25 protein-coding genes are annotated in these 24,804 nt (G+C 65.3%); 16 read left to right on the top strand and 9 right to left on the bottom strand.

Translation table 11 applies throughout. The annotated features are described in order from the left end of the window. The first annotated feature begins 61 nt into the window (after positions 1-61). Positions 62-934: an alpha/beta fold hydrolase gene (locus tag IE113_RS07020; RefSeq protein ID WP_189539890.1), complete on the top strand. Its 873-nt coding sequence runs from the start codon at positions 62-64 to the stop codon at positions 932-934. 6 nt (positions 935-940) lie between these two features. Here IE113_RS07020 and IE113_RS07015 read toward each other — a convergent pair whose 3' ends face one another. Then, a complete protein-coding gene (locus tag IE113_RS07015; protein ID WP_189539888.1) occupies positions 941-1,711 on the bottom strand; it encodes a tyrosine-protein phosphatase in 771 nt (256 codons plus the stop codon). Between the two features lie 154 nt (positions 1,712-1,865). Here IE113_RS07015 and IE113_RS07010 point away from each other — a divergent pair, with 154 nt between their 5' ends. The 7 genes from IE113_RS07010 to IE113_RS06980 all read left to right on the top strand — a co-directional run bounded on the left by IE113_RS07010 (position 1,866) and on the right by IE113_RS06980 (position 9,172). Continuing rightward, complete coding sequence (locus IE113_RS07010; RefSeq protein ID WP_189539886.1) at positions 1,866-3,761, top strand: DUF3604 domain-containing protein; 1,896 nt, start codon at positions 1,866-1,868, stop codon at positions 3,759-3,761. A gap of 11 nt (positions 3,762-3,772) precedes the next feature. Continuing rightward, complete coding sequence (locus IE113_RS07005; protein ID WP_189539884.1) at positions 3,773-4,603, top strand: peptidylprolyl isomerase; 831 nt, start codon at positions 3,773-3,775, stop codon at positions 4,601-4,603. Next, positions 4,600-5,586 carry a HupE/UreJ family protein gene (locus IE113_RS07000; protein WP_229822182.1) on the top strand — a complete coding sequence of 329 codons (987 nt, stop codon included), beginning with the start codon at positions 4,600-4,602 and terminating at the stop codon, positions 5,584-5,586. Before IE113_RS07005 ends, IE113_RS07000 begins: the two co-directional genes overlap by 4 nt. Positions 5,587-5,670: 84 nt before the next feature. Beyond that, on the top strand, positions 5,671-6,474 hold the full coding sequence (locus IE113_RS06995; protein WP_189539883.1) for a crotonase/enoyl-CoA hydratase family protein: 804 nt from the start codon (positions 5,671-5,673) through the stop codon (positions 6,472-6,474). A 71-nt stretch (positions 6,475-6,545) separates the two neighbouring features. Continuing rightward, positions 6,546-7,817 carry a 3,4-dihydroxy-2-butanone-4-phosphate synthase gene (ribB, locus tag IE113_RS06990; RefSeq protein ID WP_189539881.1) on the top strand — a complete coding sequence of 424 codons (1,272 nt, stop codon included), beginning with the start codon at positions 6,546-6,548 and terminating at the stop codon, positions 7,815-7,817. 6 nt (positions 7,818-7,823) lie between these two features. After that, positions 7,824-8,243 carry a 6,7-dimethyl-8-ribityllumazine synthase gene (gene ribH / locus IE113_RS06985; RefSeq protein WP_189539879.1) on the top strand — a complete coding sequence of 140 codons (420 nt, stop codon included), beginning with the start codon at positions 7,824-7,826 and terminating at the stop codon, positions 8,241-8,243. Next, complete coding sequence (locus IE113_RS06980) at positions 8,240-9,172, top strand: aldo/keto reductase (protein WP_189539876.1); 933 nt, start codon at positions 8,240-8,242, stop codon at positions 9,170-9,172. Before ribH ends, IE113_RS06980 begins: the two co-directional genes overlap by 4 nt. Here the strand turns inward: IE113_RS06980 and IE113_RS06975 are convergent. The 4 genes from IE113_RS06975 to IE113_RS06960 are packed head-to-tail and all read right to left on the bottom strand — an operon-like array spanning position 9,169 to position 12,429. Beyond that, positions 9,169-9,690, bottom strand: a complete 522-nt coding sequence (locus tag IE113_RS06975; protein WP_189539874.1) for a DUF1254 domain-containing protein — start codon at positions 9,688-9,690, stop codon at positions 9,169-9,171. The genes IE113_RS06980 and IE113_RS06975 overlap by 4 nt on opposite strands. Continuing rightward, positions 9,687-10,271 (bottom strand): DUF1214 domain-containing protein, encoded by a 585-nt coding sequence (locus tag IE113_RS06970; RefSeq protein WP_229822180.1) that lies wholly within the window; start codon positions 10,269-10,271, stop codon positions 9,687-9,689. The genes IE113_RS06975 and IE113_RS06970 overlap by 4 nt, the downstream gene beginning before the upstream one ends. Next, positions 10,264-11,349 carry an Rv3169 family protein gene (locus IE113_RS06965; RefSeq protein WP_189539872.1) on the bottom strand — a complete coding sequence of 362 codons (1,086 nt, stop codon included), beginning with the start codon at positions 11,347-11,349 and terminating at the stop codon, positions 10,264-10,266. Before IE113_RS06965 ends, IE113_RS06970 begins: the two co-directional genes overlap by 8 nt. 6 nt (positions 11,350-11,355) lie before the next feature. Then, the gene (locus IE113_RS06960; protein WP_189539870.1) at positions 11,356-12,429 is read right to left on the bottom strand and encodes a phosphotransferase family protein; all 1,074 of its coding nucleotides are present in this window, start codon (positions 12,427-12,429) and stop codon (positions 11,356-11,358) included. Between the two features lie 506 nt (positions 12,430-12,935). On the opposite strand from IE113_RS06960, the gene IE113_RS06955 reads away from it, so the two are divergent. Further along, positions 12,936-13,484, top strand: coding sequence for a helix-turn-helix domain-containing protein (locus IE113_RS06955; protein ID WP_189539868.1), 549 nt, complete (start codon positions 12,936-12,938; stop codon positions 13,482-13,484). Positions 13,485-13,546: 62 nt separating this feature from the next. On the opposite strand, the gene eno is transcribed toward IE113_RS06955, so the two are convergent. Then, positions 13,547-14,833, bottom strand: coding sequence for a phosphopyruvate hydratase (gene eno, locus IE113_RS06950; protein ID WP_189539866.1), 1,287 nt, complete (start codon positions 14,831-14,833; stop codon positions 13,547-13,549). A gap of 191 nt (positions 14,834-15,024) precedes the next feature. On the opposite strand from eno, the gene IE113_RS06945 reads away from it, so the two are divergent. The 5 genes from IE113_RS06945 (at position 15,025) to IE113_RS06925 (ending at position 17,169) form a co-directional block, all read left to right on the top strand. After that, positions 15,025-15,603: a hypothetical protein gene (locus IE113_RS06945; protein ID WP_189539864.1), complete on the top strand. Its 579-nt coding sequence runs from the start codon at positions 15,025-15,027 to the stop codon at positions 15,601-15,603. A gap of 32 nt (positions 15,604-15,635) precedes the next feature. Further along, positions 15,636-16,025 carry a phage holin family protein gene (locus IE113_RS06940; protein WP_189539861.1) on the top strand — a complete coding sequence of 130 codons (390 nt, stop codon included), beginning with the start codon at positions 15,636-15,638 and terminating at the stop codon, positions 16,023-16,025. Then, entirely contained in the window at positions 16,022-16,369 is a 348-nt protein-coding gene (locus tag IE113_RS06935; protein ID WP_189539859.1) for a hypothetical protein, read from the top strand. Before IE113_RS06940 ends, IE113_RS06935 begins: the two co-directional genes overlap by 4 nt. Further along, on the top strand, positions 16,366-16,839 hold the full coding sequence (locus tag IE113_RS06930) for a hypothetical protein (RefSeq protein WP_189539857.1): 474 nt from the start codon (positions 16,366-16,368) through the stop codon (positions 16,837-16,839). The genes IE113_RS06935 and IE113_RS06930 overlap by 4 nt, the downstream gene beginning before the upstream one ends. 102 nt (positions 16,840-16,941) lie before the next feature. Beyond that, entirely contained in the window at positions 16,942-17,169 is a 228-nt protein-coding gene (locus tag IE113_RS06925; protein WP_189539855.1) for a DUF4170 domain-containing protein, read from the top strand. 64 nt (positions 17,170-17,233) lie between these two features. Here IE113_RS06925 and greA read toward each other — a convergent pair whose 3' ends face one another. The 3 genes from greA to carA form a co-directional block, all read right to left on the bottom strand. Next, positions 17,234-17,710: a transcription elongation factor GreA gene (greA, locus tag IE113_RS06920; protein ID WP_189539853.1), complete on the bottom strand. Its 477-nt coding sequence runs from the start codon at positions 17,708-17,710 to the stop codon at positions 17,234-17,236. A 110-nt stretch (positions 17,711-17,820) separates the two neighbouring features. Beyond that, positions 17,821-21,144 (bottom strand): carbamoyl-phosphate synthase large subunit, encoded by a 3,324-nt coding sequence (gene carB, locus IE113_RS06915; RefSeq protein ID WP_189539851.1) that lies wholly within the window; start codon positions 21,142-21,144, stop codon positions 17,821-17,823. Further along, positions 21,144-22,310, bottom strand: a complete 1,167-nt coding sequence (gene carA / locus IE113_RS06910; RefSeq protein ID WP_189539849.1) for a glutamine-hydrolyzing carbamoyl-phosphate synthase small subunit — start codon at positions 22,308-22,310, stop codon at positions 21,144-21,146. Before carA ends, carB begins: the two co-directional genes overlap by 1 nt. A 157-nt stretch (positions 22,311-22,467) precedes the next feature. Between carA and IE113_RS06905 the strand changes: the two genes are divergently transcribed. Together IE113_RS06905 and dnaG are read left to right on the top strand one after the other, a co-directional pair. Further along, complete coding sequence (locus IE113_RS06905; RefSeq protein WP_189539847.1) at positions 22,468-22,920, top strand: GatB/YqeY domain-containing protein; 453 nt, start codon at positions 22,468-22,470, stop codon at positions 22,918-22,920. Position 22,921: 1 nt separating this feature from the next. Then, entirely contained in the window at positions 22,922-24,793 is a 1,872-nt protein-coding gene (dnaG, locus tag IE113_RS06900; protein ID WP_189539845.1) for a DNA primase, read from the top strand. Positions 24,794-24,804 lie beyond the last annotated feature (11 nt).

The following is a 24,804-nucleotide window of genomic DNA, read 5'->3' as shown; positions in this document are numbered from 1 at the left end:
ACGGTTTGGCCGGGGTTGCCCACAAGTTGACGAGGGGCCTCGATGGTAGCAAAGCCATGTCATGCAAGCACACGGACCCACATCGAACAGCTTCATTTCGCAGCGCCTGCGGCTCCACTACGTCGATTGGGGCAACCCCGATGCCCCGCCGCTGATCCTGCAGCACGGTGGACGCGACCATTGCCGCAGCTGGGACTGGGTGGCGCAGGAGCTGGCGAAAGACTGGCACGTGATCGCGCCAGACCTGCGCGGCCATGGCGACAGTGCCTGGGCGCCGGACGGCAACTATGAAATGCCCGCGTTCGTCTATGACTTCGCGCAGCTGGTCCACACACTGGGCCACGATCAGGTAACGATCGTCGCGCATTCGCTGGGTGGCAACATCTCCACCCGGTTCGTCGGGCTGTATCCGGAAAAGGTCCGCAAGTTCGTCAACATCGAAGGGCTTGGCCCCTCCCCCGCCCGCCGGGCCGAGCGCGAGGCGGAAGGCTATGCCAACCGGTTCCGCGAATGGATCGAAAACCGCCGCAAGGCGGCTGGCCGCGTGCCGCGCAAGTATCCCAGCATCGAGGCGGCCTATGCCCGCATGAAAGAGGAAAACGCGTTCCTTACCGATGAACAGGCCCGCCACCTGACGATCCACGGCGCCAGCCGGAACGAGGACGGCACCTTCAGCTGGAAGTTCGACCCCTACCTCAACAACTGGCCGTTCGAGGATGTGCCGCAAGAGCGCACGGACGAGCTGTGGCGGGCGATTACCTGCCCGATGCTGCTGCTCTATGGCGCGGACAGCTGGGCTTCCAACCCGGAGCGCGATGGCCGGTTGCAGACCTTTACCAACAACCCGCGCGTGATCGAGTTCGAGAACGCGGGCCACTGGCTGCACCATGACCAGTTTGACCGGTTCATGGCGGAAATCCGCGCGTTCCTGTAAGGATCCTTACGCGATGAACCGCGCGCGCAGCTTGTCCTGCGCGGCGTCATCCAGGCCGATCACGTCGGCCAAATAGGCGTCCATGGTGCCGTGCGCGTCGCGGATCGCGGCGAACGCGGCTTCGAGGTATTCCGGCTCCACCCCCATCAGCGTGCGGATCGTGTCCTCATCGATCGCGCCATATTTCGCGCGGATCTGCTCTGCCCCGGTGGCAATCCGCTGGTCGATGTTGCCCGCAACGTTGGTCAGCAGGTAATCGGCCATGATGTCGTCCGGGTGCACGCCCAGCACGTGGTGCAGCAGCGCCACGGCAAACCCGGTGCGATCCTTGCCCGCGACGCAGTGGACCAGGCTCGCCCCATCCCGATCCTGCAAGGCCGCGAAATAGCGCTGGATCATCGGCACCAGCGTGGGGCGGAAGGCGATCCCTTCATACAGGCGCTGCATCGCGGCGCGGGCTTCGGCGGCGGATGGATTGCTGGCGGCGGCCTGCACGTGCAGCCCCGCCGTCTCGCCATCGTGGAACAGCACTTCGGCGGCAAAGCCGGGGTAGCGGCGACAGGGCTTGGCATCGCGCTCGCTGTTGCCGCGCAGGTCCACCACCGTGCCGATCCCCAGATCCCTGACCACGGACAGGTCCGCATCGGTGGCATCGCCATGCTGGGCAGAGCGCCACAGCAAGCCGGGGCGCACCCGTCCGCCGCCCGCGACCGGGTAGAGCCCGTAATCGCGGAAGTTGTGGATACCGGTGAGCGGAAGGACGCGCGTTACAGTCATGCCCGGTCGATTGGCAGGGGAATCGGCCCAGCGCAATCAGCTTTATCACGGCATGGAAACCGCAGGTTGACGCCAGCTTCCCGCATGGCATTGTAACGCATTGCAGAAAACAACCCGTTCAAGGGTCGATGGCAAAGTGATGGAGGGGAACGGGATGCGGCACAAGATCGCGTTGGCGGCTGCCTTGTTGGCGGGCACCATGCTGACCGCCGGTTGCGACCAGATCAAGCAGGTCACTGGTGGTAGCGAAGTTGCAGTCGAGGAAACGGAGTTTCCGGAGCGTGTGTTCTGGGGCGACACGCACCTTCACACATCCAATTCGGTCGATGCCTTCGGCTTTGGCGTGCGGCTTGGGCCGGAAGAAGCGCTGCGCTTTGCCCGGGGCGAGGAAGTGACCGCGACCACGGGCATGAAGGCCAAGCTGGCCCGCCCGCTCGACTTCCTGGTGATTGCCGACCATGCCGAGGCGATGGGCGCAACCAAGGCGCTCTATGATGCCCCGCGCCTGCTGATCCGCGACGAACGGATGAAGCGCTGGTACGACCTGATGCACGAAGGGCCGGCCGGATCGCAACAGGCCATGGCCGAACTGCTTGACGCGCGCGGCCGCAACGACCTGCCGCAAGCACTGACCGACGCCGACGCCGCGGCAGAGCGCACGCAGTCGATCTGGAAGGATCACCTCAAGACGGTCGAGCGCTATAACGAACCGGGCAAGTTCACCGCCTTTGCCGGGTTCGAATACACGCTGATGCAGGGCGGCAACAACCTGCACCGCAACGTCATTTTCCGCGATGGGATCGACAAGGTCGGCAAGGTCGCCCCGATTGACCCGACCTACAAGAACACCCCGGACGAGATCTGGGCCTATATGGAGGCCTATGAAAAGAGCACCGGGGGCAAGGTGCTGGCCATTCCGCACAATTCCAACTTGTCCAACGGGTTGATGTTCGAACTGACCGCGCCCGGCGGCGGGCCGATGACCGCTGAATACGCCCGGCGGCGCGCGCGGCTGGAGCCGGTGGTCGAAATCACCCAGATCAAGGGTGACAGCGAGGCCCATCCGTTCCTGTCTTCCAACGATGAATTCGCCGGGTTCGGCGTGGCCGGGTGGGAACTCAACAACCTGCTGATGCAGGAGCCCAAGAAAAACGAAATGTTCGCGGGCGAGTATGTCCGCGAAGCGCTGAAGCGCGGCCTGCTGATCGAGGCGCAGACCGGTGCCAACCCCTACAAGTTCGGCGTGATCGGTTCGACCGACAGCCATACGGGCCTTGCCACCGCCGACGAGGACAACTTCTTCGGCAAGCATACCGGCAACGAACCGAATGCGCTGCGTGCGAACGAGGCGCAGAACCTGGGCACCGGCAAGGGCCGGTTCGGCTGGCACTATCTGGCCGGCGGTTATGCCGCCGTCTGGGCCAAGGCCAACACCCGCGCCGCGATCTGGGATGCCATGGCCCGGCGCGAGGTCTATGCCACCACCGGCCCGCGCATGACCGTGCGCTTCTTTGGCGGCTGGGATTTCAAGGCCGACGACCTGAAGGGCGACTGGGTTCGCGCCGGCTACAAGCGCGGCGTGCCCATGGGCGGCGAACTGGCGGGCAAGCCGGGCGCGCGCCCCACATTCATCGTCTCGGCGCTGAAGGACCCGCTGGGGGCCAACCTTGACCGGGTGCAAGTGGTCAAGGGCTGGGTCGACAAGGCGGGCAAGGCGCAGGAAAAAGTCTTCGACGTCGTGTGGAGCGACATGGGCGGCAAGCGCAAGGCTGCGGGCGGCAAGGTCCCGGCCGTGGGCGATACGGTGAACGTGGCGACCGCTACCTACCAGAACACCATCGGCGCACCGACACTGGCAACCGTCTGGACAGATCCGGAATTCGATCCCAAGCAGCGCGCGTTCTATTACGTGCGCGTGCTGGAGATCCCGACGCCCAGCTGGCCGGCCTATGACGCCGTGCGCTTCAAGGTGAAGCTGAACCCGGATGTGCGGGTGAAGCAGCAGGAACGCGCCTACAGCTCGGCCATCTGGTATACGCCGACGGCCTGAGGACCCTGCCGATGACCTTGCGATCCCGCGCAGCCACGCTGCTGCGCGAGCCTCTGGTGCACTTCATGCTGGCGGGCGCGCTGGTGTTTGCCGTCCTGTCCGGACGCCCACCCGACCCGGGCGAGCGCCGGATCGTGGTCAGCGAAGCGGTCGCCAACCGGCTGGTCGAGCGCTGGATGCAAAGCTTTCGCCGCGCCCCCACGGCCGACGAGATCGACGGCCTGATCCGCGATTACGTGATGGACCAGGTCTATTACCGCGAAGCGCTGCGGCTGGGGCTGGACCAGGACGACGAGGTGATCATTCGCCGCCTGCGCAACAAGATGGTCGCACTCGCCGCCAGCGAGGCCGAGGCCGCGACACCGACCGACGCGCAGTTGCAGGCGCTGATTGACGCCGATCCGGCACGCTATGCCGCCGAACCGCTGCTCGATTTCACCCAGGTCTATCTGGGCAGCGACACCCCGGCGTCCCGCGCGGCAGCGGCTCAGGCACTCGGGGCGTTGCAAGGTGGCGGGGCTGCGGATGCCTATCGCCAGCCCGCGCCGATCCCGGCCACGTTCAGCCGCACTCCCGCCAGCGACGTCAGCGCCGTGCTGGGCGATGACTTCGTGGCCGCGCTGGGCAAGTTGCCGGTCGGCCAGTGGAGCGGGCCGGTGGCCTCTGGTGCCGGATTGCACCTCGTGCGGATCGACCGGCGCGATCCCCCGCCCGCCCCCCGCCTGGCCGATGTCCGCCAAAAGGTGGAGAACGACTGGCGCAGCGCCGCAACGCAAAAGGCGGTGGGCGAAGCCTACGTGAAGCTGCTCGAAGGCTACGATGTGGTGATCGAACGTCCATGACCTTGCTGCGCGCCTGCCTGCTGGCCTTGCTGGCGCTGCTGCTGCCCGCTGCTCCGGCGGCGGCGGATGACCTGCGCCCGGGCTATCTGGAACTGACCCAGCAGGACGCGGCGACGTGGAAGCTGGTCTGGAAGGCCCCGGTGCTAGGCGGCCTCGCCACCCGCGCCCAGCCGCTGCTGCCCGATTTCTGCTCTCTCGAACCGGGCGACACCCGGCTGGTCGGAGCGGCGGTGATCGCCACCGGCACCTTCACCTGCACCCGCCCGCTCGACGGGCAGGTAATCGGCCTGAAGGGCATGGAAACCAGCATGACCGACGCGCTGCTGCGCGTTGCACCGCTGGGCCGCCCGGTGCAGGCCTATCGCCTGACCTATGACAGCCCGACCGCCGAAGTCACGGCCGTGCCGGACCGCTGGCAGGTGGCGCAGACCTATCTGCACCTCGGCGTGATCCATATCCTTGAAGGGTATGATCACCTGCTGTTCGTCGTGGCACTGGTGCTGCTGCTCGGCCGGCTGGGCCCGATCGTGAAGGCTGCCACCGCCTTCACCCTCGCCCATTCGATCACACTGGTCGGCACCAGCTTGGGCCTGATCGGGCTGGCGCAGCAACCGGTCGAGGCGACGATTGCCCTGTCGCTGATCTTCCTCGCGGTCGAGATTGCCAAGCAGCGCGAAGGCGCGCCGCGCCTATCGGAACGCTTGCCGTGGGTCGTCGCATTCCTGTTCGGGTTGCTGCACGGCTTCGGCTTTGCCGGTGCCCTGCGCGAGATCGGCCTGCCGGAAACCGATGTGCCGCTGGCGCTGCTGACGTTCAATCTGGGCGTCGAGCTGGGCCAGTTGGTGATCATCGCGGCCACGCTCGCAGTGCTGGCGCTGATCCGCCGCGCCGCACCGCGCGGATTGCGCCCCGCCACACTGGCCGCAACTTACGCCATCGGGATCGTCTCCAGCTTCTGGTTCATCGAGCGGATGCTCGCCTGACGCTGGACAAAGCCCCAACCCCGCCGCATGGCGCCTGTACTTCCGCCGCATGGCGATGCCAAACCGACCCAGGAGAACGCTCAAATGGAAAGCCCCGTCCTGTATGACGCCGATGCCAACGGCATTGTCACCATCACGCTCAACCAGCCGGAAATGCGCAATCCGATTTCCGATCAGGACGTGGTCGAGGCGCTGCTGGACGCGCTCCACCGACTGGAAGGCGATCCCACCGCGCGCGTGGCGATCCTGACCGGCGCGGGCAAGGCGTTCTCGTCTGGCGGCAACATCAACAAGATGAAGCCCGGCGCAGGGCTGAATGCGGGCCTGCCGGCGAAAACGCGCGGCAATTACAAGCGCGGAATCCAGCTGCTTCCGCTCGCCTTCGCGGCGCTGGAAGTGCCGGTCATCGCTGCGGTCAACGGCCCAACCATCGGCGCCGGGCTTGACCTCGCCTGCATGTGCGACCTGCGCGTCGCGGGCGAAAGTGCGAAATTTGCCGAAAGCTTCGTCAAGCTGGGGATCATCCCCGGCGATGGCGGCGCGTGGCTGCTGCAGCGGGTCGTGGGCTTTTCCAAGGCGGCGGAAATGTCGCTGACGGGCGACATGCTGGACGCCGCCGAAGCGCTGGCCTGCGGGCTGGTCTCGCGGGTGGTCCCCGACGATCAGCTGATGGAAACCGCCCGCGCGCTGGCCGCCAAAATCGCCGCCAATCCGCCCTTTGCCGTGCGCATGACCAAGCGCCTGCTGTGGGAAGGCCGCCGCAGCGATCTGGCCACCGTGCTGGAAATGTCCGCCGCGATGCAGGCCGTGGCCCACGCGACCAAGGACCACGAAGAAGCCGTCAGTGCTTTCCTCGAAAAGCGCAGCCCGGTGTTCAAGGGCGACTGATCCACAGCAATTTCACACCGATGTGATTTCCCGCTATGGAAATCACATCGGAGTGTGATACTTCGCGAATCATGAGCACGAACATCATTGATCGCGTCCGCCGCCTCGTGAATGACGGGGGGATGTCGCGCGCCGGACTGGCGCGGGCTGCGGGTCTTCACGCCAATACCTTGCGGGACTGCACCGAGGAGGACTGGAACCCCACGGCGGAAACCCTGCGCAAGCTGGAACGCTTCCTCGCCGATGCCGAGGACGAGCGCGTGCTGGTGCCGATCGAGGACATCATCGAGGAAGCCCGCAATGGCCGGATGTTCATCCTGGTCGATGACGAGGACCGCGAGAACGAGGGCGATCTGGTGATCCCCGCGCAGATGGCCACGCCCGATGCGGTCAACTTCATGGCCACGCACGGGCGCGGACTGATCTGCCTGACGCTGACCAAGGCGCGGACCGACCAGCTGGGCCTGGAACTGATGAGCCGCAACAACGGCACACGCCACGAAACCGCCTTCACCGTCTCAATCGAGGCGCGCGAAGGCGTCACCACCGGCATTTCTGCCGGTGACCGCGCCCGTACCGTCGCGGTGGCCATCGATGCGGGCAAGACCCGCGATGACATCGTCACGCCCGGCCATGTCTTTCCGCTGATCGCCCGCGATGGCGGCGTACTGGTCCGCGCCGGTCATACCGAAGCCTCGGTCGACATTGCGCGCCTTGCTGGCCTCAACCCGGCGGGCGTGATCTGCGAGATCATGAACGACGACGGCACGATGGCCCGGATGGACGATCTGATTCCGTTCGCGCGTCGCCACGGCCTGAAAATGGGTACGATCCGCGACCTGATCGAATACCGCCGCCGCAACGACCACCTGGTCGAATGCGTATCGGAAGCCCCCTTCACCTCCGACTACGGCGGCGACTGGACGGCCAAGACCTATCGCAACAAGATCGACGGGTCCGCGCATATCGTCCTGCAAAAGGGTCATGTCGTACCCGGCCAGCCGACGCTGGTGCGTATGCACGGGATGTCGATCTTCTCGGACGTCCTCGGTCAGCCGGGACCGCGCAAGCGCGTGCTGCAACGCGCGATGGCGACCGTGGGCGAGGAAGGCTCCGGCGTGATCGTGCTGCTGATGCCGTCGAGCGGCGAGCAGCTGTCCGATGAGATCGGCGGCGTGAAAGGCCCCACGATGGACTTGCGCAGCTATGGCATCGGCGCACAGATCCTGGCGGACCTGGGCATTCACGACATGATCCTGCTGACCAATTCGCACCGCAACATCGTCGCAATCGAAGGCTATGGCCTGAACATCGTGGGCGAACGCCCCATCCTTGAAGGATAATTCCGCATGGCCAAGTTCCTGATCGTCGAAGCCCGCTTTTATGACCACCTCAACGACATGCTGGTCGCGGGCGCCAAGGCCGCACTGACCAAGGCCGGTCATGAAGTGGATGTCATCACCGTTCCCGGTGCACTGGAAATTCCCGGCGCAATCAACCTGGCCGACACCGCGCAGATCTATGACGGTTATGTCGCCATCGGCGTGGTGATCCGCGGGGAAACCTATCACTTCGAAATCGTCGCGGGCGAAAGCGCGCGCGGGATCATGGCGCTGACCATGGATGGCCTCGCCATCGGCAACGGCATCCTGACGGTCGAAAACGAAGCCCAGGCCCTCGTCCGCGCAGATCCGGCGCAGAAGGACAAGGGCGGGGAAGCGGCGCTCGCCGCGCTGGCCCTGCTCAAGCTGCGGGAAAAGTTCGCATGAGCCTGAGCCCGGCAGCCGCCCCCGCAATCGCCGGCATTCCGCTGGTTCTGGGCGGCAACGTCTTTGGCATGACGGCGGACGAGGACGCCAGCTTTGCCGTGCTCGACGCGTTCTACGCGGCTGGCGGGCGGATGATCGACACCGCCGACGTCTATTCCGCGTGGGTGCCGGGCCACAAGGGTGGCGAGAGTGAAACGGTGCTGGGCAAATGGTTCGCCGCCAGCGGCAAGCGCGCCGAAATGCGGCTGCACACCAAGACCGGGATGCTGGGGGGCAGCGAACTGTATCAGCCCGCCCGCGTGCTGGCCTCGCTCGACGCCTCGCTGGAACGGCTCCAGACCGACTATGTCGACCTCTATTACGCACACCGCGATTACGAAGAACTGGCGATGGCCGATATCGTCGCCGCGTTCGATGGGGCGGCGAAGACTGGCAAGGTGCGGGCGCTGGGCGCGTCCAACTTTTCAGCCGCCCGCCTGACGGCCGCGCTCGATGCGGCGGAGCAACAGGGGGCCATGCCCTTCAGCGTGCTGCAAAACGAATACAACCTGGTGGTGCGGACGGCCTATGGGCCTGACCTGCAACAGCTCTGCACAGCGCGGGGCATTCCGATGCTGCCGTTCTTCGGGCTGGCCTCCGGCTTCCTGACGGGCAAGTATCGCACTGCGGCCGACATGGGCAAATCCGTGCGCGGCGCGCAAATGGCCAAGCTGATCGAGACTGGCCAGCCGCTGCTGGCTGTCATGGACGATATCGTGCGCGAAACCGGCGCAACCCATGCGCAAGTGGCGCTGGCGTGGCTGCGGGTCCAGCCCGGCATCAGTGCGCCGATCGCCAGCGCGACGAGCGCGGCCCAGGTGACCGAGCTCTGCGCCTCGGCCTCGCTCGAACTCAGCGAAGAACAGCTGGCGCGGCTAGGCGGAGCCTAAAGCGGCGCGCAGCTGTTCATCCGGCGAGCCTTGTCGACCGCGGCGAACCGTTCCGCCGTTGGCGCCAGACGCCGGTCAAGGATCACGCCCGTGTCATGGCTTGTGCGGACGACCGGGTCGCCACCCGCCACGGCTTGGCCTTCGCGCGCCAGCACGAAGCGGATGCCTTGCGGGAACTGGCTGCTGTCGAACACCGCGGTGTTGTCCGTCCGCGCGTCGAACACCGATAGCGAGACATAGCCATTGTCTGGCGACGGCGGCGCAGTGACCAGCAGCGGGCCTTCCGACAGGTCATAGACGCAGCTGGAATAGGCCAGGTCCGGCGATGGCCGGACCACGTTGCGGGAATTCTGGGTAACCCGTTCACCAAACACGAAGCGGTTTATCGCGGTGCGGTCCTGCGACATCTTGCCGGTCACGACGTGCATGATGGCAAAGGGCGCCGCGACAATCGTGCCGACATGCCCGGCACCAGCCGCCAACGCAAAGGCCAGCGCATACTTCAGGCCCGCGTTCATGCCGCACCTCCACAATCGATCCGCGTGACCGAGGGCATCGGGATCGATGCATAATCGTCCTGCGCGGATTTGGCCGGCTGGTAGAGCCGCAGCGTCAACGAGTAATCACCCGCCTTGCGGCTGGAGGCCCACGCGCCCTCACCCGCCCGTTGCGGCGCGACCAGCGCGGTCCATTGGCCGGCTGCATCGGGCTTCACTTCGGTTGCGTCAAACGACAGCGCGTCGTCATCGTTGAGCGGCAGGTAATCGTCGTCGGCATAGACCGTGACCGACCACCACCGCGCGGGCAGCGCCGCCCCCGCCACACGATACCGGCAATCCTCGCGCAGCCGCGCGCCTGCCGCATCGACGTTGGTGGTGAAGTAGATCGCCTGGCTCTTGTTCAGCGCCAGCAGCCCGGTCAGCGCCACGCGCGCACGGGTCCAGGGATCGGCATCGACCGAACCCGTCACCGAATTGCCATACCAGCCGCCTGCGCCCACACCGCTGAGCCCACCGCGCTTCATGCTCCATGCGGCGGACCCGGCGCCAACCGCCAGTCCTGCCACGATGGTCAGCGCCAGTTTCCAGTGCTTAGCCAAGATCCATGAACTCCTTCAGGCCATAGGGCTTGTAAGGCCCCAGGATCAGCTGCTCGAACACGCCAAAGCCTTCCCCGTGCTTGTCGCTATAGACCTTGCACGGCAGCTGGACGTGATAGTTGTCCATCTGGCCGGGGCTGCACTGGGCCAGACCGAAGTCTTCGCGTTCCACATCCAGCGGGCCGTGGTGCAGTCCATGCCCCCATTTGGGCGAGGTATAGCCGATCCCGCGCATCTGGAACCGGCCGACCGGCTCCAGCCGCAGGGTTTCGGGGCCATCTGGGCCGTCGATGGTCAGGATCCCGTCCTTGGGCCAGCGGGTGCCCGGCTCCAGCGGCGAAACCATTTCGCCGTCGGTGTCGAACAAGCCGTCGGCAGTGCTGCCATCGGGCGCAATCACGGCGCGGGTGTTCCACTTGTTGCCCTTGGCATCGGCATTGACGTGGAAGAACACGCTGCGATCCCCGAAGTTGATCGGCGTCCATTGCCAGAAAAAGCCGGGGACCACGCCGGTGCCGTGCGGCTGCTCATCGCGCGCACCAACGGGCCGCACGCCCCAGCTGCGGTCACGCGTTCCGGCGGTGCCGGGCGCACAATCCTGTCGCACGCCGTCCACTTCGATCCAGCCGGTGTAGTGCCCGTTCTGGGTCATCCGGGTGTAATCCATGAACGTGCGCGGCCCGATCCGGTGGATGAAGCGCGGCTCCTCAATTGGAAACGCGCGGCCGGTGAAGGTCAGGTCCGCCTTCAGCCCTTCCCCGTCCACCGTCACGCGCAGCACTTTCAGCGGCTCGATGATCTCGATCCGGATCGCCCCAACCACCAGGTCCAGCCGCTCCATGCCCAGTTCCTTGGACGCGTGCAGGTTGTGCTGCACCCCGTCGCGGATCACCGAAAAGTGCGCGTCCGCCACGTTCAGGTGCGGATAGATCCCGAACGCGACGGCAAAGAAGCCGGACCCGTCCGGGGCATACCCGTTGAAGAAATAGCGGTCATAGAAATTCCGGTCCGTGCCGGCGTAGGCCACCGGCTCGGGCGTCTGGTGCAGCGGATAATCGTCGCCCTTGGTCAAAGTCATCGCGTCTTATCCCTTCAGCTTGGCAATGCTGCCGTGTTGCAGCGCCAGCGCGCAACCGCCGCGCGCCATGGAGAGGAAGTTTTCGTCCCCGCGCGCCGTGCGCTCGACATAGGCGGCACTGAACACGGCGGTGGAGACCCCGTGGAGCGCGCCAATCACATAGTCATCCCAGATCGCATCCCGCGTCAGCGGCACACCGCGCGCCGTCATTTCAGCGCAGTAAAGGTCCAGCAACTCCCCCTCGTGCGCCCGGCGAAGGGCGTCGCCGATACCGGTGCCGAGGAAGTAGCCGATATCGGTCAGCCCGCTGCCGATGGCGACGGTCTGCCAGTCGAGCACCGCGATTTCCTCGGCCCCGCCCTTGATGTCGAACAGCATGTTATCCAGCCGGAAATCGCCATGAACGATGCACCGCGTGCGCGGCTCGCGCCCGAACCACAGCTCGCCTGCGTCGTTCAATGCCTCGCAGACAGCCATGAACTCAGGCTCCAGCGTATCGGCATAGCGCTCGCGGAAGATCGCCTGAGCATTGGGATAAAGCGCCCTGATCTGCTCGACTTGCGCCGGGTTCGGCTGCAGCCAGGGCGTGGCAAGCAGGTCGGCGTTGTCCCAGCTGGGCGCGTGGATCGCGGCGGCCTGCTTCACCCCGGCGCGGGCATCCGCGGCCGAGCAGCTGGCCAGCTGGTTCCCCCCGCGCGCCGGCCCCAGATCCTCGAACAGCAGGATGAAATCGACCCCGTCTGAGGCTATTTCGGCGGCCAGCACCTGCGGTGCCCGCACGCCAAGATGTGGTGCAATCTCGCGATAGAATCCCACTTCCTTGGCATAGAGCCCGAACGCCCCCGCCGTCTGACGACTCATGGCATCCGCAGCGGGAAACTTCCCCGCGATAGTGGCTGGTCCGGCACCCGGCCGGTCATAAGTCAGGCTGATCCGGGCGCTGTCGCCAACTTGCCCCGTGCCGATCGGCTGCCATGCCAGCGCGATGACCTCACCCTGGGCAAGCTGTCCGGCGGCACGCAGACGTTCGGTCAGCCAGCCAGCCGTAATGGCATCCGGATGTGCCGGAAAATCCGCCATTCTGATCCTCTTCCGTTATTATTTAAGCGAACGGTTAAAGCAGATCGGAAGGACTGGCAACTGCCGTGAAACCGGGATTGCGAAGCAATGAATCCGCCTCGGAGCGTCCCGATATGGCGCACGAGCGAAAACGGCGGAAAATTGGGCTGACAACGCTGTCAATACGGGTAACTTCGTGTTAATCATTCTTCCGGGTGACGCGCTAACGGCGTTAAGTGACAGAAGTGGTAAAAGTGAGACTCGTCAGATTTATCCTCGTCTGCTGCCTGTCCCAACTGGACCGGCTTGGCGCGACTGTTGCAGCCGCCCATCTCGACGCCGCGATCCAGGCACTGGAGTCTCCGCGGAGCTCTAGAAAATCTTGATCCAAAATGGTATAGTCAGCTTCACTTTGGTTCATTTCCGACGTTTTGCGGAAAGACACGTAGCCGTACCGGTTCCATATTAACCCTTGGTCGCACAATGTTTTGGGGTCGAAGGGTCGATTCCGGTCGGAAAGGGAAGCTGTGGCGCGTGACAACAAGGCGCTGCGATTGCGATCGATTGCCGATAAACTGGAATCCATCGCATCCGCGCTGAAAGCAGATCTGGACCAGAACGCGCTGTTCCCGAACGAGCGCGAGGATCTGGGCGGGTATGCGTTTGCCGACGATGATGTGAACGTCGCACTCGCAGATGCGGCAGCGTCGGTCTCATCCCATGAATTGATGCAAATGGCGGATCAGGCCCGCGCAATTTATCGCGGACGCCGCCTGCGGGCCCAGATCCTGGGTGACGATGGCCTGTTCGGTGAACCGGCGTGGGACTTGTTGCTGGACCTGTTCATCGCCGAGGTTGAAGGCAAGCGCCTGTCGGTTACGGCCGCCTGCATCGGCGCGGCCGTGCCGACCAGCACGGCGCTGCGCTGGATCGTGATTCTGGAATCACGCGGCCTTGTCCGGCGCGAGAATGATCCGGCTGACGCGCGCCGGGTGTTCCTGCACCTGACGGAAGACGGGCTGCGCAGGCTGACGACCTATTTCCTTCAGTTGCATCGCGAAACGATCACCATCTGAAACGAAACGGGGCGCGAAGGTCATCCCCTCGCGCCCCGCTAGTTCAGGCCAGTTTGGCGCGATCAGGCCGAAAGGCGGCCAAACGCACCTTCGCCAGCATAGTGGGCGGCATCGCCAAGCTCTTCCTCGATGCGGATCAGCTGGTTGTACTTGGCCAACCGGTCGGACCGGGCCAGGCTGCCGGTCTTGATCTGGCCGCAGTTGGTGGCGACCGCCAGATCGGCAATGGTCGAGTCCTCGGTTTCGCCCGAACGGTGCGACATGACAGCGGTATAGCCGTTGCGGTTGGCAATGCTAACCGCGTCCAGCGTTTCAGAGAGCGAACCGATCTGGTTGACCTTGACCAGCAGCGAGTTCGCCAGTCCCTTGCCAATGCCCATCGTCAGACGCTTGGGATTGGTCACGAACAGATCGTCGCCCACCAGCTGGACCTTGTCGCCGATCTTGTCCGTCAGCGCCTTCCAGCCCTCGAAGTCATCCTCGCTCATCCCGTCCTCGATCGAGCGGATCGGGTAGCCGGCGCACAGGTCGGCCAGGTAATCGGCCATTTCGACCGGGCTGAGCGACAGGCCTTCGCCGCTGATCTCGTACTTGCCGTTCTTGAAGAACTCCGTCGCGGCGCAGTCCAGCGCCAGGGCGATTTCGGTGCCGGGCTTGAAGCCGGCCTTTTCGATCGATGCCATCACGAAATCGAGCGCGGCCCGGGTGCTCGACAGGTTCGGCGCGAAACCGCCTTCATCGCCCACCGCAGTCGCCAGACCCTTGTCGTGCAGGCCCTTCTTCAGGGTGTGGAACACTTCCGCGCCCCAGCGCACCGCTTCCGTCAGGCTGGGCGCGCCCACCGGCATGATCATGAATTCCTGGAAATCGATCGGATTGTCGGCATGTTCGCCGCCGTTGATGATGTTCATCATCGGCACCGGCAGCACATGGGCCGAAACCCCGCCAACATAGGCATAGAGCGGCAGGCCGCGCGCGGCCGCCGCAGCCTTTGCCACGGCCAGCGAAGTGCCGAGGATCGCGTTGGCGCCCAGGCGTCCCTTGTTGTCGGTCCCGTCGATGGCGATCATCGTCAGGTCGATGTCACGCTGGTCTTCAGCGTCGAGGCCCAGCAGTTCCTCGCGCAGTTCGCCGTTCACCGCGTCCACGGCCTTGCGCACGCCCTTTCCCAGGTAGCGGCTCGTGTCGCCATCGCGCAGTTCAACCGCTTCGTGCGCACCCGTCGACGCGCCCGACGGCACCGCCGCGCGGCCAAAGCTGCCGTCTTCCAGCAGCACGTCGACTTCAACAGTGGGGTTGCCACGGCTGTCGAGAATTTCGCGGGCGTGAATATCAATGATCGCGGTCATGGCGGGTTCATCTCCTGCGGGGTCAATTGCGGCGTTCCTTAGCAGCGCAAGGCAGCCAGACAAGTTGCAATGCAGCATGACGGACGGAAACACCGTGCTTTGTGGCATGACAGGCACTTGCGCGCCGTCTATTGTGGCACCACATCGATTTAAGGCCCACGTTTCGTGGCATAGAAAAGAGGGCATGACCCATGGCGAAGACCCCGACTGCAACCGAAAAGGCACCTGCGGCCAAGAAGCCCGCCGCCCGCAAGCCCAAGGCCGCGGCTGCCGCAGCCGAAACCACCACCGCCGCTGATGCCAAGGCAAAGTTCAGCAAGGCGATCGAGGATGCCCGCGCCGGGGCCAAGGCCCTGACGGTAGAGGCGCAGGCCCGGGCCGGCGAATACAAGGATCAGCTGGCCGCCCGCAGCGGCGACTGGGTGGAAGAGGCGAAGGATCTTGCCGGTCAGGCAAAGGAGCGGGCGACCGTTCTGGCGCATGATGGCAAGGCCAAGGCCAGCGATGCGATCGGCACCCTGGGCAAGCTGGTGGCCGACAGCGCGCCGACCATCGACGAAAAGCTTGGCGCGAAATACGGCGACTATGCCCGCACCGCAGCGCGTTCGATGCAGGAAACCGCCGCGAAGATCGAATCCAAGGAGCTTGCCGAATTGGGCGAGGACGCCAAGGAATTCGTCCGCAAGAGCCCCGGCCTGGCGATTGGCCTCGCCGCTGTCGCGGGCTTCATGCTTTCGCGCCTGTTCAAGGGCGGTTCGTCGGAAGATTGATCACCACGCAATCGCCCGCGTTGCCTCCGCTCATGGAAGATCAGGCCCCTCCGCTGGTCAAGCCCGCCGCCGATGACGCGGCAGACCGATCACTGCTGGATGATGTCCAGCAGTTGATCACGGATGGCCGTACCCTGCTGGAGGCAGAACTGGCCTACCAGAAGTCGCGTGCGGCAGTGGCTGGGCAAGGCGCGAAGTCGGTCGCGGCCTGGGGCGGGCTGGCGGTGGTGCTTGTCTGCTTTGCGCTGATGGCGCTGACCTTCGGGCTGGTGCTGGGCCTGGCCAGCGTGATCGGGCCGTGGCTGGCGACCCTGGTGACCGTGGTGGCGCTGCTGATCGCCGCTGCGCTGTGCGGTGCCGCGGCGGCCCGGCGCTGGAAGCATGTGGCCGGGCAACTCTCTCAGCCGGATGAAACCCCATGACCGAGGCCGAGGAACGGCTCGCCGCAGACCGGGCAAACCGCAATGCCGCGCGCCAGCTGGTCGATGGCCATGTGGCCCAGATCAAGGCCGACCTCGCCGCGCGCAGCGTCGGCGGGCGGGTGGTCGACAAGGTCACCGGCGATGCACTGGATCTGGCCGACCAGGCGCTGACCGTGGCGAAAAACAGCAAGGGCATCATTGCCGGGGCGATTGGCGCGCTGGCGCTGTGGACCTTTCGCGATCAGGTAAGCCGCACCATTGGTGCCTTGCTCCGGCCAGCCGCCGTTCAGGATGATGCCGCTAGCACCGCCACCAGCCCATCAACCGAGGAGCCGTCCGAGTGAGCGAAGCCAAGGCCCGCAGCGAACGCATTCGCGGCAAAATTGCCGCTTCGCAGGAACGGCTGCGTCAAGGGGCCGATACCCTGCCCCCGATCCCTGCCCGTCCGGTCTTGCCCGATGCCTATCCGCCGGAAAGCTATCGATCGCTGGCAGCGGAATATCCCTGGCTGGTGGTGGCGACCGGTGCCGGACTGGGCATGCTGGCCGGTGCGCTGGTGCCCAAGCGGTTCGGCAGCAAGCTGGGCGGACGCCTGATGACCGCCGCAGCGCTGGCTGCTGAACTGGGCATGGCCATCAGTAAGCAGGCCGGAACAGCGCCGCGACCGGCCGAAGCGGCCGAAACGGCCCACGGTGGGAGCACTGCCGACCGGCTTAAGGACGGCGTCACACGCACGGCCGGTTCGGCGCGTGCGACCGGAATGATGCTGGCCGGCGAGGCTATTCGGCTGGTGGCCCGCGCGCGCGGAAAGTAACACTCGCCTCACCGCACAAAAGTAACGATTTCGGACATGCGCAGCCTTGCGATGCCGTAACGTTATGCCTATTGGCGGGCTTCCTCTCTCCCAGGAACTGACATGAGCGAACAGAAACTCCACCTTGTCATGGGTGGGCGCGTCAAGGATCCGCAGGGCCTTGAATTTGCCGACCTGTCCCAGATCGAAGTCGTCGGGGTGTTCCCCGATTATGCCGCCGCCGAAGATGCCTGGCGCGCCGCCGCCCAGCGCACCGTGGACGACGCGGAGATGAAGTACGTGGTGGTGCACCTGCACCGCCTGCTCCAGCCCGACATGCTGAAGCGCTGAGACTTCAACGAAAAAGGCCCCGCGATTGCGGGGCCTTTTGCTATGGGTCTGGGAAAGACCGGGATCAGATGAACTCGATCTTCTCGACCGCGTAGCAACGATCTCCGGCCGGGACCGAGACTTCCACCTCGTCCCCCACCTGCCGGCCGATCAGGGCCCGGCCCAGCGGCGAGTTGTAGCTGATCCGGCCAACCTTGGCGTCAGCCTCGTAAGGGCCGACGATCTGGTAGCGCACCGGCTTGTCATCGTCGTCCAGCAGGGTCACCGTCGCACCAAAGATGATCTTGTCGCCCGACAAGGTGGTCGGATCGATGATCTGGGCGCGGCTGATCCGGTCCTCAAGGTCACCAATGGTGGCCTCAACCTGACCCTGGCGTTCCTTGGCGGCATGATACTCGGCGTTTTCCGACAGGTCGCCGTGCGCACGGGCTTCCTCGATCGCGTCCACGATCTTGGGTCGTTCCTCGCGCAGCGCCTTCAGCTCGGCGACCAGCCGTTCGTAGCCTTCCGCCAGCATCGGCAGCTTTTCAACGCTCGCCATGTCTTCACTTCCTTCCTTCCGCCGCCCCCCTTGGCGACTACCCCGCCCCCCAGTGCCAGGATGGCAACGGGCAGCGACGATCGCGATGGCAGGGGGGAAAGCGCGATTACTTATCCATAATAGGCCTGGAGCGAGCGCACTTCAAGCGGGGCGCCGCGCAGCGCGGCGATGGCTTCCACAGCCGCAACCGATGCCGCCGCCGTGGTGAAGTACGGCACCTTGCCCGACAGCGCGGAGGCGCGGATCGACTGCGAATCCTTCAGGCTCTGCCAGCCTTCGGTGGTGTTGAAGATCAGCGCGACATCGCCGTCGATGATCTTGTCGACGATATGCGGGCGACCTTCGGCCACCTTGTTCACGGGTTCCACCGGCACGCCCATTTCGGCGAGGAACTTGGCCGTCCCGCCGGTGGCGATCAGGCGGAAGCCCAGTTCCACAAGCTTCTTTGCCGCCGGCAGGATCACCGGCTTGTCGGTATCCTTGACCGAGACAAACACCACCCCGCCCTGCGGCAGCTTCATGCCCGCGCCCAGCTGGGACTTGGCAAAAGCGGTCGCGAAATCGCGGTCGATGCCCATCACTTCGCCGGTCGACTTCATTTCCGGCGACAGCACCGGATCGACGCCGGGGAAGCGGGCGAACGGGAACACGGCTTCCTTCACCGCCATGTAATCCAGTTCGCGCTTGAACGGCGGGAACGTGGAGAGCTTTTCGCCCGCCATTACCCGCGCGGCGATCTTGGCGACCGGCTGGCCGATGGCCTTGGCGACGAACGGCACCGTGCGGCTGGCACGCGGGTTCACCTCGATCAGGTAAACGTCGCCATCCTTCACCGCGAACTGGATGTTCATCAGCCCCTTGACGCCCAGCGCCAGCGCCAGCGCTTCGGCCTGACGTTCCATTTCGGCGATCACTTCGGCGGGCAGGCTGTAGGGCGGCAGAGTGCAGGCAGAGTCGCCAGAGTGGATGCCGGCCTCCTCGATGTGCTGCATCACGCCCGCGACGACGACCTGTTCACCGTCGCACAGCGCATCGACATCACACTCGATGGCATCGCGCAGGTACTGGTCGATCAGCACCGGCGAATCACCCGACACCTGCACTGCAGTCGCGATGTAGTCATCCAGCTGCGCCACGCTGTCGACGATCTCCATCGCGCGGCCGCCCAGCACATAGCTGGGACGGATCAGCACGGGGAAGCCGATGCGGTTCGCCACCGCCACGGCCTCGTCGCGGCTGCGGGCAATGCCATTGGCCGGCTGCTTGAGGTTCAATTTCTCGACCAGGGCGGAGAACCGCTCACGGTCTTCAGCCAGGTCGATCGCGTCGGGTGAGGTGCCGAGGATCGGAATGCCCGCATCTTCCAGCGCCTGCGCCAGCTTCAGCGGGGTCTGACCGCCGAACTGCACGATCACGCCGACCAGTTCGCCGTTCTGCTGTTCCACCCGCAGGATTTCCAGCACGTCCTCGGCCGTCAGCGGCTCGAAGTAGAGACGGTCCGAGGTGTCGTAATCGGTGCTAACCGTTTCCGGGTTGCAGTTGATCATGATCGTTTCGAACCCGGCGTCTTCCAGCGCGAAACACGCGTGGCAGCAGCAATAGTCGAACTCGATCCCCTGCCCGATCCGGTTCGGACCGCCACCCAGGATCACGATCTTGCGGCGGTCGGACGGGCGCGCCTCGTCCTCCGGAGCGCCGAACATGGGCGCTTCGTAGGTTGAATACATATAGGGCGTGACGGCTTCAAATTCCGCCGCGCAGCTATCGATCCGCTTGAACACCGGGTGGACGCCCAGCTTCTGGCGCAGCGCGCGCACTTCGTCCTCGCTGGTGGCGCCCGCCATCGCGCGGAGCGCATCGTGGAGCAGGCCCGAACGGCGCGCGTTGGTCTCACCCAGACCGCCCGCCACGTGGATGCCGCGCACGGCCAGCACTGCCAGCCGCTTGTCGGAAAAGCCCATCGCCTTCAGGCGGCGCAGCCCGGCCGCATCGGTCGGCAGGCCGTCTTCCATGATCTTCGCTTCTTCAGCGATGATCTCGGCGATGTGGCGCAGGAACCACTTGTCGTAATGCGTGATCGCGTGGACTTCATCGACAGTGAAGCCTTCGCGGAAGGCTTGGCCGACGATCAGCAGCCGGTCCGGCGTCTGGCGTGAAAGCGCCGCGGTGATTTCATCCCGGCCCGCGCCTTCCAGGTGCAGGACGCGGTTGAACCCGTCCAGCCCGGTCTCCAGCCCGCGCAGCGCCTTCTGCATCGATTCCTTGAAGTTGCGGCCAATCGCCATGACTTCGCCGACCGACTTCATCGCGGTCGAGAGCAGCGGCTCCGCACCCTTGAACTTTTCAAAGGCAAAGCGCGGAATCTTGGTAACGACATAGTCGATCGACGGTTCGAAACTGGCCGGGGTGGCCCCGGTGATTTCGTTGGTCAGCTCGTCCAGCGTGTAGCCCACGGCCAGCTTCGCCGCGACGCGCGCGATGGGGAAGCCGGTGGCCTTCGATGCCAGCGCCGACGAACGCGACACGCGCGGGTTCATTTCGATCACGATCAGGCGGCCGTCCGCCGGATTGACCGCGAACTGCACGTTCGACCCGCCGGTTTCGACGCCAATCTCACGCAGCACGGCAATGCTGGCCGAGCGCATGATCTGGTATTCCTTGTCGGTCAGCGTCAGCGCGGGCGCGACGGTGATGGAATCGCCCGTGTGGACGCCCATCGGATCGACGTTTTCGATGGAACAGATGATGATGGCGTTGTCGTTGCGATCACGCACGACTTCCATCTCATACTCTTTCCACCCCAGCAGCGATTCTTCGATCAGCACTTCGGTGGTGGGCGATGCGTCGAGGCCGGAACGGACAATCGCCTCGAACTCGGCCTTGTTATAGGCCACGCCGCCGCCGGTGCCGCCCAGCGTGAAGCTGGGGCGGATGATCGAGGGCAGCCCGGTGCGTTCCAGCACGGCAAAGGCTTCCTCCACCGTGTGGGCGACGCCCGACCGCGCCGATTCCAGCCCGATCTTGTCCATTGCCTCGCGGAACCGCTGGCGGTCTTCGGCCTTGTCGATGGCATCGGCATCCGCGCCGATCATCTTCACGCCATACTTTTCCAGCGTCCCGTCGTTAAACAGCGCCAGCGCGGTGTTCAGCGCGGTCTGCCCGCCCATCGTCGGCAGCACGGCGTCAGGCCGCTCCTTCTCGATGATCCGGGCGACGATTTCGGGCGTGATCGGCTCGACATAGGTCGCGTCGGCCATGTCCGGATCGGTCATGATCGTGGCGGGGTTGGAGTTGACGAGGACCACGCGGTAGCCCTCCTCCTTCAGGGCCTTGATCGCCTGGGTGCCGGAATAGTCGAACTCGCAAGCCTGCCCGATAACAATCGGACCGGCGCCAATGACGAGGATCGAGGAGATGTCAGTGCGTTTGGGCATTACGCGAGGCTCTCGATGAATTTCTGGAACAGGTAGAAGCTATCCATCGGGCCGGGACTGGCTTCGGGGTGATATTGCACGCTGAACGCCTTCTTGCCCTTCACCGCGATGCCGCAGTTGGAGCCGTCGAACAGGCTGACGTGGGTTTCGATCACGGTGTCGGGCAGCGCGGTGTTATCGACTGCGAAACCGTGGTTCATGCTGGTGATTTCGACCACGCCGTCATCCAGCCGCTTGACCGGATGGTTTGCGCCGCGATGCCCCTGGTGCATCTTGGTGGTCTTCGCGCCAGCGGCGAGCGCCAGCATCTGGTGGCCCAGGCAGATCCCGAAAATCGGAATGTCGCGTTGCAGCAGGCCCTGGATCACCGGCACGGCATAGGCGCCGGTCGCGGCGGGATCGCCGGGGCCATTGGAGAGGAACACGCCGTCCGGCTCCAGCGCCAGCACGCCGTCGAGCGGGGTCTGGGCGGGAACGACGGTCACGCGCGCACCGGCCTGCACCAGATTGCGGAAGATGTTGTCCTTCGCGCCGAAATCCATCGCCACGACGTGCGGGCGCGCGTCACGCGGACTGCGGGCATAGCCCTTGCCCAGCGTCCAGACACCGCCTTCCCAGCTTTCCACTTCGTGGCGGCTGACCACGCGGGCAAGGTCCATCCCCTCCAGCCCCGGCCAGGCGGCGGCGCGCTTGATCAGGGCGGGAATGTCGAACTTGCCGCTGGGCGAATGCGCGATCACGGCATTGGGCGCGCCCGACAGGCGGATGCGGCGGGTCAGCGCGCGGGTGTCGATGCCGGCCAGGCCGATCTTGCCCTTGGCCGCCAGCCACGCGCCGAATTCGCCCTGCGCGCGGAAATTGGACGATTGCGTCACGTCCTCGCGCACCACGCAGCCGACCGCGCCGTCGACGCGGGCTTCCAGGTCTTCGTCGTTCACGCCGACGTTGCCGATGTGCGGGAACGTGAACGTCACGATCTGCCCGGCATAGGACGGGTCGGTCATCACTTCCTGATAGCCGGTCATGGCGGTGTTGAAGCACACTTCGCCCACGGCCTCGCCCTCGGCCCCGAAACCGCGGCCCCAGGCCACGTGGCCGTCGGCAAGCACAAGGACTCCCGTCGCACCCTGTGGTTGAGGTGCGTGCAAAGTGGCGGCGTCGGCCATGGGGAGGCGCTCCGTTGGCAGGTGTTCTGGCGATGTTGCTAAGGCTCCGCGGCTAGACCTGTCGAGCCGCAGCGTCAACCTATGAAAACCGGAAAATTCCGGCTAGGGCGTCTCCTTTCCCCAGCACCGAAACCGTATTCACAGGAAACCCCGCAAAATGCTTCGCGATTCGATCAAGGCCGCGCAAATTTCGTCCATGAAATCCGGCGACAAGCCGCGCCTGGCCGCCGTCCGCCTGATCCTGGCCAAGCTGAAGGACAAGGACATCGAACTGCGCACCGCCAGCCAGCTGCCCGATGATGACGCCATTGTCGTCGATGTCCTGCAGAAAATGGCGAAGCAGCGCCGCGAATCGATCACGCTTTATGAACAGGGCGGCCGCCAGGAGCTGGCCGAGCAGGAAAAGGCCGAACTGGCCGTGATCGAGGAATTCCTGCCCCAGCAGATGGGCGAGGACGAGACGAAGGCCGCGATCGAGGCGATCAAGGCCGAGCTTGGCGCGACCTCGATCAAGGACATGGGCAAGGTCATCGCCGAGCTCAAGGCGCGCCACGGCACGCAACTGGACATGGGCAAGGCCAGCGGCCTGGTGAAGGCGGCGCTGGCCTGACGTGGCGCTGACCCCGCAATGGCTTGATGAACTGCGCGCCCGCGTCACGCTGTCCGGCGTGATCGGGCGGACGACGCGGCTCATCAAGGCGGGGCATGAGTGGAAGGCGTGCTGCCCGTTTCACAATGAGAAATCGCCGAGCTTCACCGTCAACGACGTCAAGGGGTTCTACCACTGCTTTGGCTGCGGCGCGCACGGCGATGTGATTCGCTGGATGACCGACCAGCGCGGGCTGTCGTTCATGGACGCGGTGAAGGAACTGGCGGCCGAAGCCGGCATGGAAGTACCCGCACCCGATCCGCGCGCCGCCCTGCAGGCGCAAGTTCGCGATTCGCTGCACGACGTGATGGCGGCGGCGCAGGCCTGGTTCGTGGAGCGCCTCGCCGCTCCAGAGGGTGAGCGCGCCCGCGCCTACCTCGCCACGCGCGGGTTCGATGCGCACACGTTGCAGCGCTTCGGCTTCGGCTTTGCCCCCGATGGGCGGCAGGCGCTGAAAGAGGCGCTGAAGAAATTTCCCGAAGCCAAGCTGATCGAGGCCGGGCTGCGAATCGCGGTGGATGAAAAGGAGCCGTACGACCGGTTCCGGGGCCGCCTGATGCTGCCGATCGAGGATGCGCGCGGGCGGGTGATCGCGTTTGGCGGGCGCATTCTGGATGCGAAAAAGACCGATGCGCCGAAGTATCTGAACTCCCCCGACACCCCGCTGTTCGACAAGGGGCGGACGCTTTACAACCTGCACCGGGCCGGACCGGCGAGCCGCCAGACCGGGCGGATCGTGGTGGTCGAAGGCTATATGGACGTGATCGCGCTGGCGGCGGCGGGGATCGCGGATGCGGTCGCACCGCTGGGCACCGCGCTGACCGAGCGGCAGATCGAGATGCTGTGGCGGCTGGTTGAAACGCCAGTACTCTGTTTCGATGGCGACGCCGCCGGGCAGCGCGCGGCAATGCGCGCCGTGACCCGCGCCCTGCCACTGCTGCGCCCCGCCCATTCGCTGCGAATCGTCCGCCTGCCGACCGGCATGGATCCCGACGATCTGATCAAGCGCGACGGCGCGCGCGCGATGGAAGCGCTGCTCGCCAGCCCGCAGACCCTGCTCGACCTCTTGTGGGAGCACGAGCGCGAGGCCGCCCCCCTCGAAACGCCGGAAGACAAGGCAGGCCTCAAGGCACGGCTGATGGCCCACGTGGAAACAATCCAGGACCCGGACATCAAGGCGCTCTATCGCCGCGACCTGATGGAAAAGTTTTCCGCCTTCGCCTTTCCCCGGCGCGAGGAGCGTGCATGGCAGCCTGCCGCGCGCGGTGGCGGCAATCCGCGCTTTGGCGGCAAGGCCCCGCCCCCCCGCTCCGATCCAGAGCAGACCGGGCGGTTGCGGCGCTCTGTTTCCGGCGGCGCGCGCGATGCACTGGCGGCGGCCGTTATTGCCGGACTGCTGCGTTTCCCGGATGAGATCCTGCGCAATGGCGATGCACTTGTGCAGGCCCAGCTGGCCGATCCGCGCTTTGATGCGTTGGTCGATGCGGCGGAAAACGGCGAACCGCTTGAAATGGCGGCGCTTGCCACCATATTGGCCGGGCGGGGTCTAGCAGCCCCGGCCCCCGAAGAATACGCCTCGCTGCGATTTGGCTTTCTGGCCGACGAGATTCCGCCCGAACAGGCCCGCGCCGAGCTGGCCCAGGCGATTGGTCTGCTGGTCGAACGCCCCGCGCTGGAAGCCGCGCTGGCGGCAGCCACGGCCCGGTTCGAGCAGGACCTTTCGGAAGGGGCATATGCCGAACAGCAGCGCTTGCTAAAGAGAAAGCTGGAATTCGATTCGCGTCTGCGGCAAATGGCCAGCGCGCGATCCGCCGCTCCGGGGGGAGCGGCGTAACACGGAACATG

The sequence above is a fragment of the Novosphingobium arvoryzae genome, from assembly GCF_014652615.1.
Classification (GTDB): Bacteria; Pseudomonadota; Alphaproteobacteria; order Sphingomonadales; family Sphingomonadaceae; genus Novosphingobium; species Novosphingobium arvoryzae.
Note: the sequence above shows the minus strand (reverse complement) of the source record. Positions and strands in the feature narration are given on the sequence as shown.

Bases quoted from the DNA above. Each gene is read 5' to 3' on its own strand.
- IE113_RS07020 (WP_189539890.1), top strand. From the start codon at position 62: ATGCAAGCACACGGACCCACATCGAACAGCTTCATTTCGCAGCGCCTG.
- IE113_RS07015 (WP_189539888.1), bottom strand. From the start codon at position 1,711: ATGACTGTAACGCGCGTCCTTCCGCTCACCGGTATCCACAACTTCCGC.
- IE113_RS07010 (WP_189539886.1), top strand. From the start codon at position 1,866: ATGCGGCACAAGATCGCGTTGGCGGCTGCCTTGTTGGCGGGCACCATG.
- IE113_RS07005 (WP_189539884.1), top strand. From the start codon at position 3,773: ATGACCTTGCGATCCCGCGCAGCCACGCTGCTGCGCGAGCCTCTGGTG.
- IE113_RS07000 (WP_229822182.1), top strand. From the start codon at position 4,600: ATGACCTTGCTGCGCGCCTGCCTGCTGGCCTTGCTGGCGCTGCTGCTG.
- IE113_RS06995 (WP_189539883.1), top strand. From the start codon at position 5,671: ATGGAAAGCCCCGTCCTGTATGACGCCGATGCCAACGGCATTGTCACC.
- ribB (WP_189539881.1), top strand. From the start codon at position 6,546: ATGAGCACGAACATCATTGATCGCGTCCGCCGCCTCGTGAATGACGGG.
- ribH (WP_189539879.1), top strand. From the start codon at position 7,824: ATGGCCAAGTTCCTGATCGTCGAAGCCCGCTTTTATGACCACCTCAAC.
- IE113_RS06980 (WP_189539876.1), top strand. From the start codon at position 8,240: ATGAGCCTGAGCCCGGCAGCCGCCCCCGCAATCGCCGGCATTCCGCTG.
- IE113_RS06975 (WP_189539874.1), bottom strand. From the start codon at position 9,690: ATGAACGCGGGCCTGAAGTATGCGCTGGCCTTTGCGTTGGCGGCTGGT.
- IE113_RS06965 (WP_189539872.1), bottom strand. From the start codon at position 11,349: ATGACTTTGACCAAGGGCGACGATTATCCGCTGCACCAGACGCCCGAG.
- IE113_RS06960 (WP_189539870.1), bottom strand. From the start codon at position 12,429: ATGGCGGATTTTCCGGCACATCCGGATGCCATTACGGCTGGCTGGCTG.
- eno (WP_189539866.1), bottom strand. From the start codon at position 14,833: ATGACCGCGATCATTGATATTCACGCCCGCGAAATTCTCGACAGCCGT.
- IE113_RS06945 (WP_189539864.1), top strand. From the start codon at position 15,025: ATGGCGAAGACCCCGACTGCAACCGAAAAGGCACCTGCGGCCAAGAAG.
- IE113_RS06940 (WP_189539861.1), top strand. From the start codon at position 15,636: ATGGAAGATCAGGCCCCTCCGCTGGTCAAGCCCGCCGCCGATGACGCG.
- IE113_RS06935 (WP_189539859.1), top strand. From the start codon at position 16,022: ATGACCGAGGCCGAGGAACGGCTCGCCGCAGACCGGGCAAACCGCAAT.
- IE113_RS06925 (WP_189539855.1), top strand. From the start codon at position 16,942: ATGAGCGAACAGAAACTCCACCTTGTCATGGGTGGGCGCGTCAAGGAT.
- greA (WP_189539853.1), bottom strand. From the start codon at position 17,710: ATGGCGAGCGTTGAAAAGCTGCCGATGCTGGCGGAAGGCTACGAACGG.
- carB (WP_189539851.1), bottom strand. From the start codon at position 21,144: ATGCCCAAACGCACTGACATCTCCTCGATCCTCGTCATTGGCGCCGGT.
- carA (WP_189539849.1), bottom strand. From the start codon at position 22,310: ATGGCCGACGCCGCCACTTTGCACGCACCTCAACCACAGGGTGCGACG.
- IE113_RS06905 (WP_189539847.1), top strand. From the start codon at position 22,468: ATGCTTCGCGATTCGATCAAGGCCGCGCAAATTTCGTCCATGAAATCC.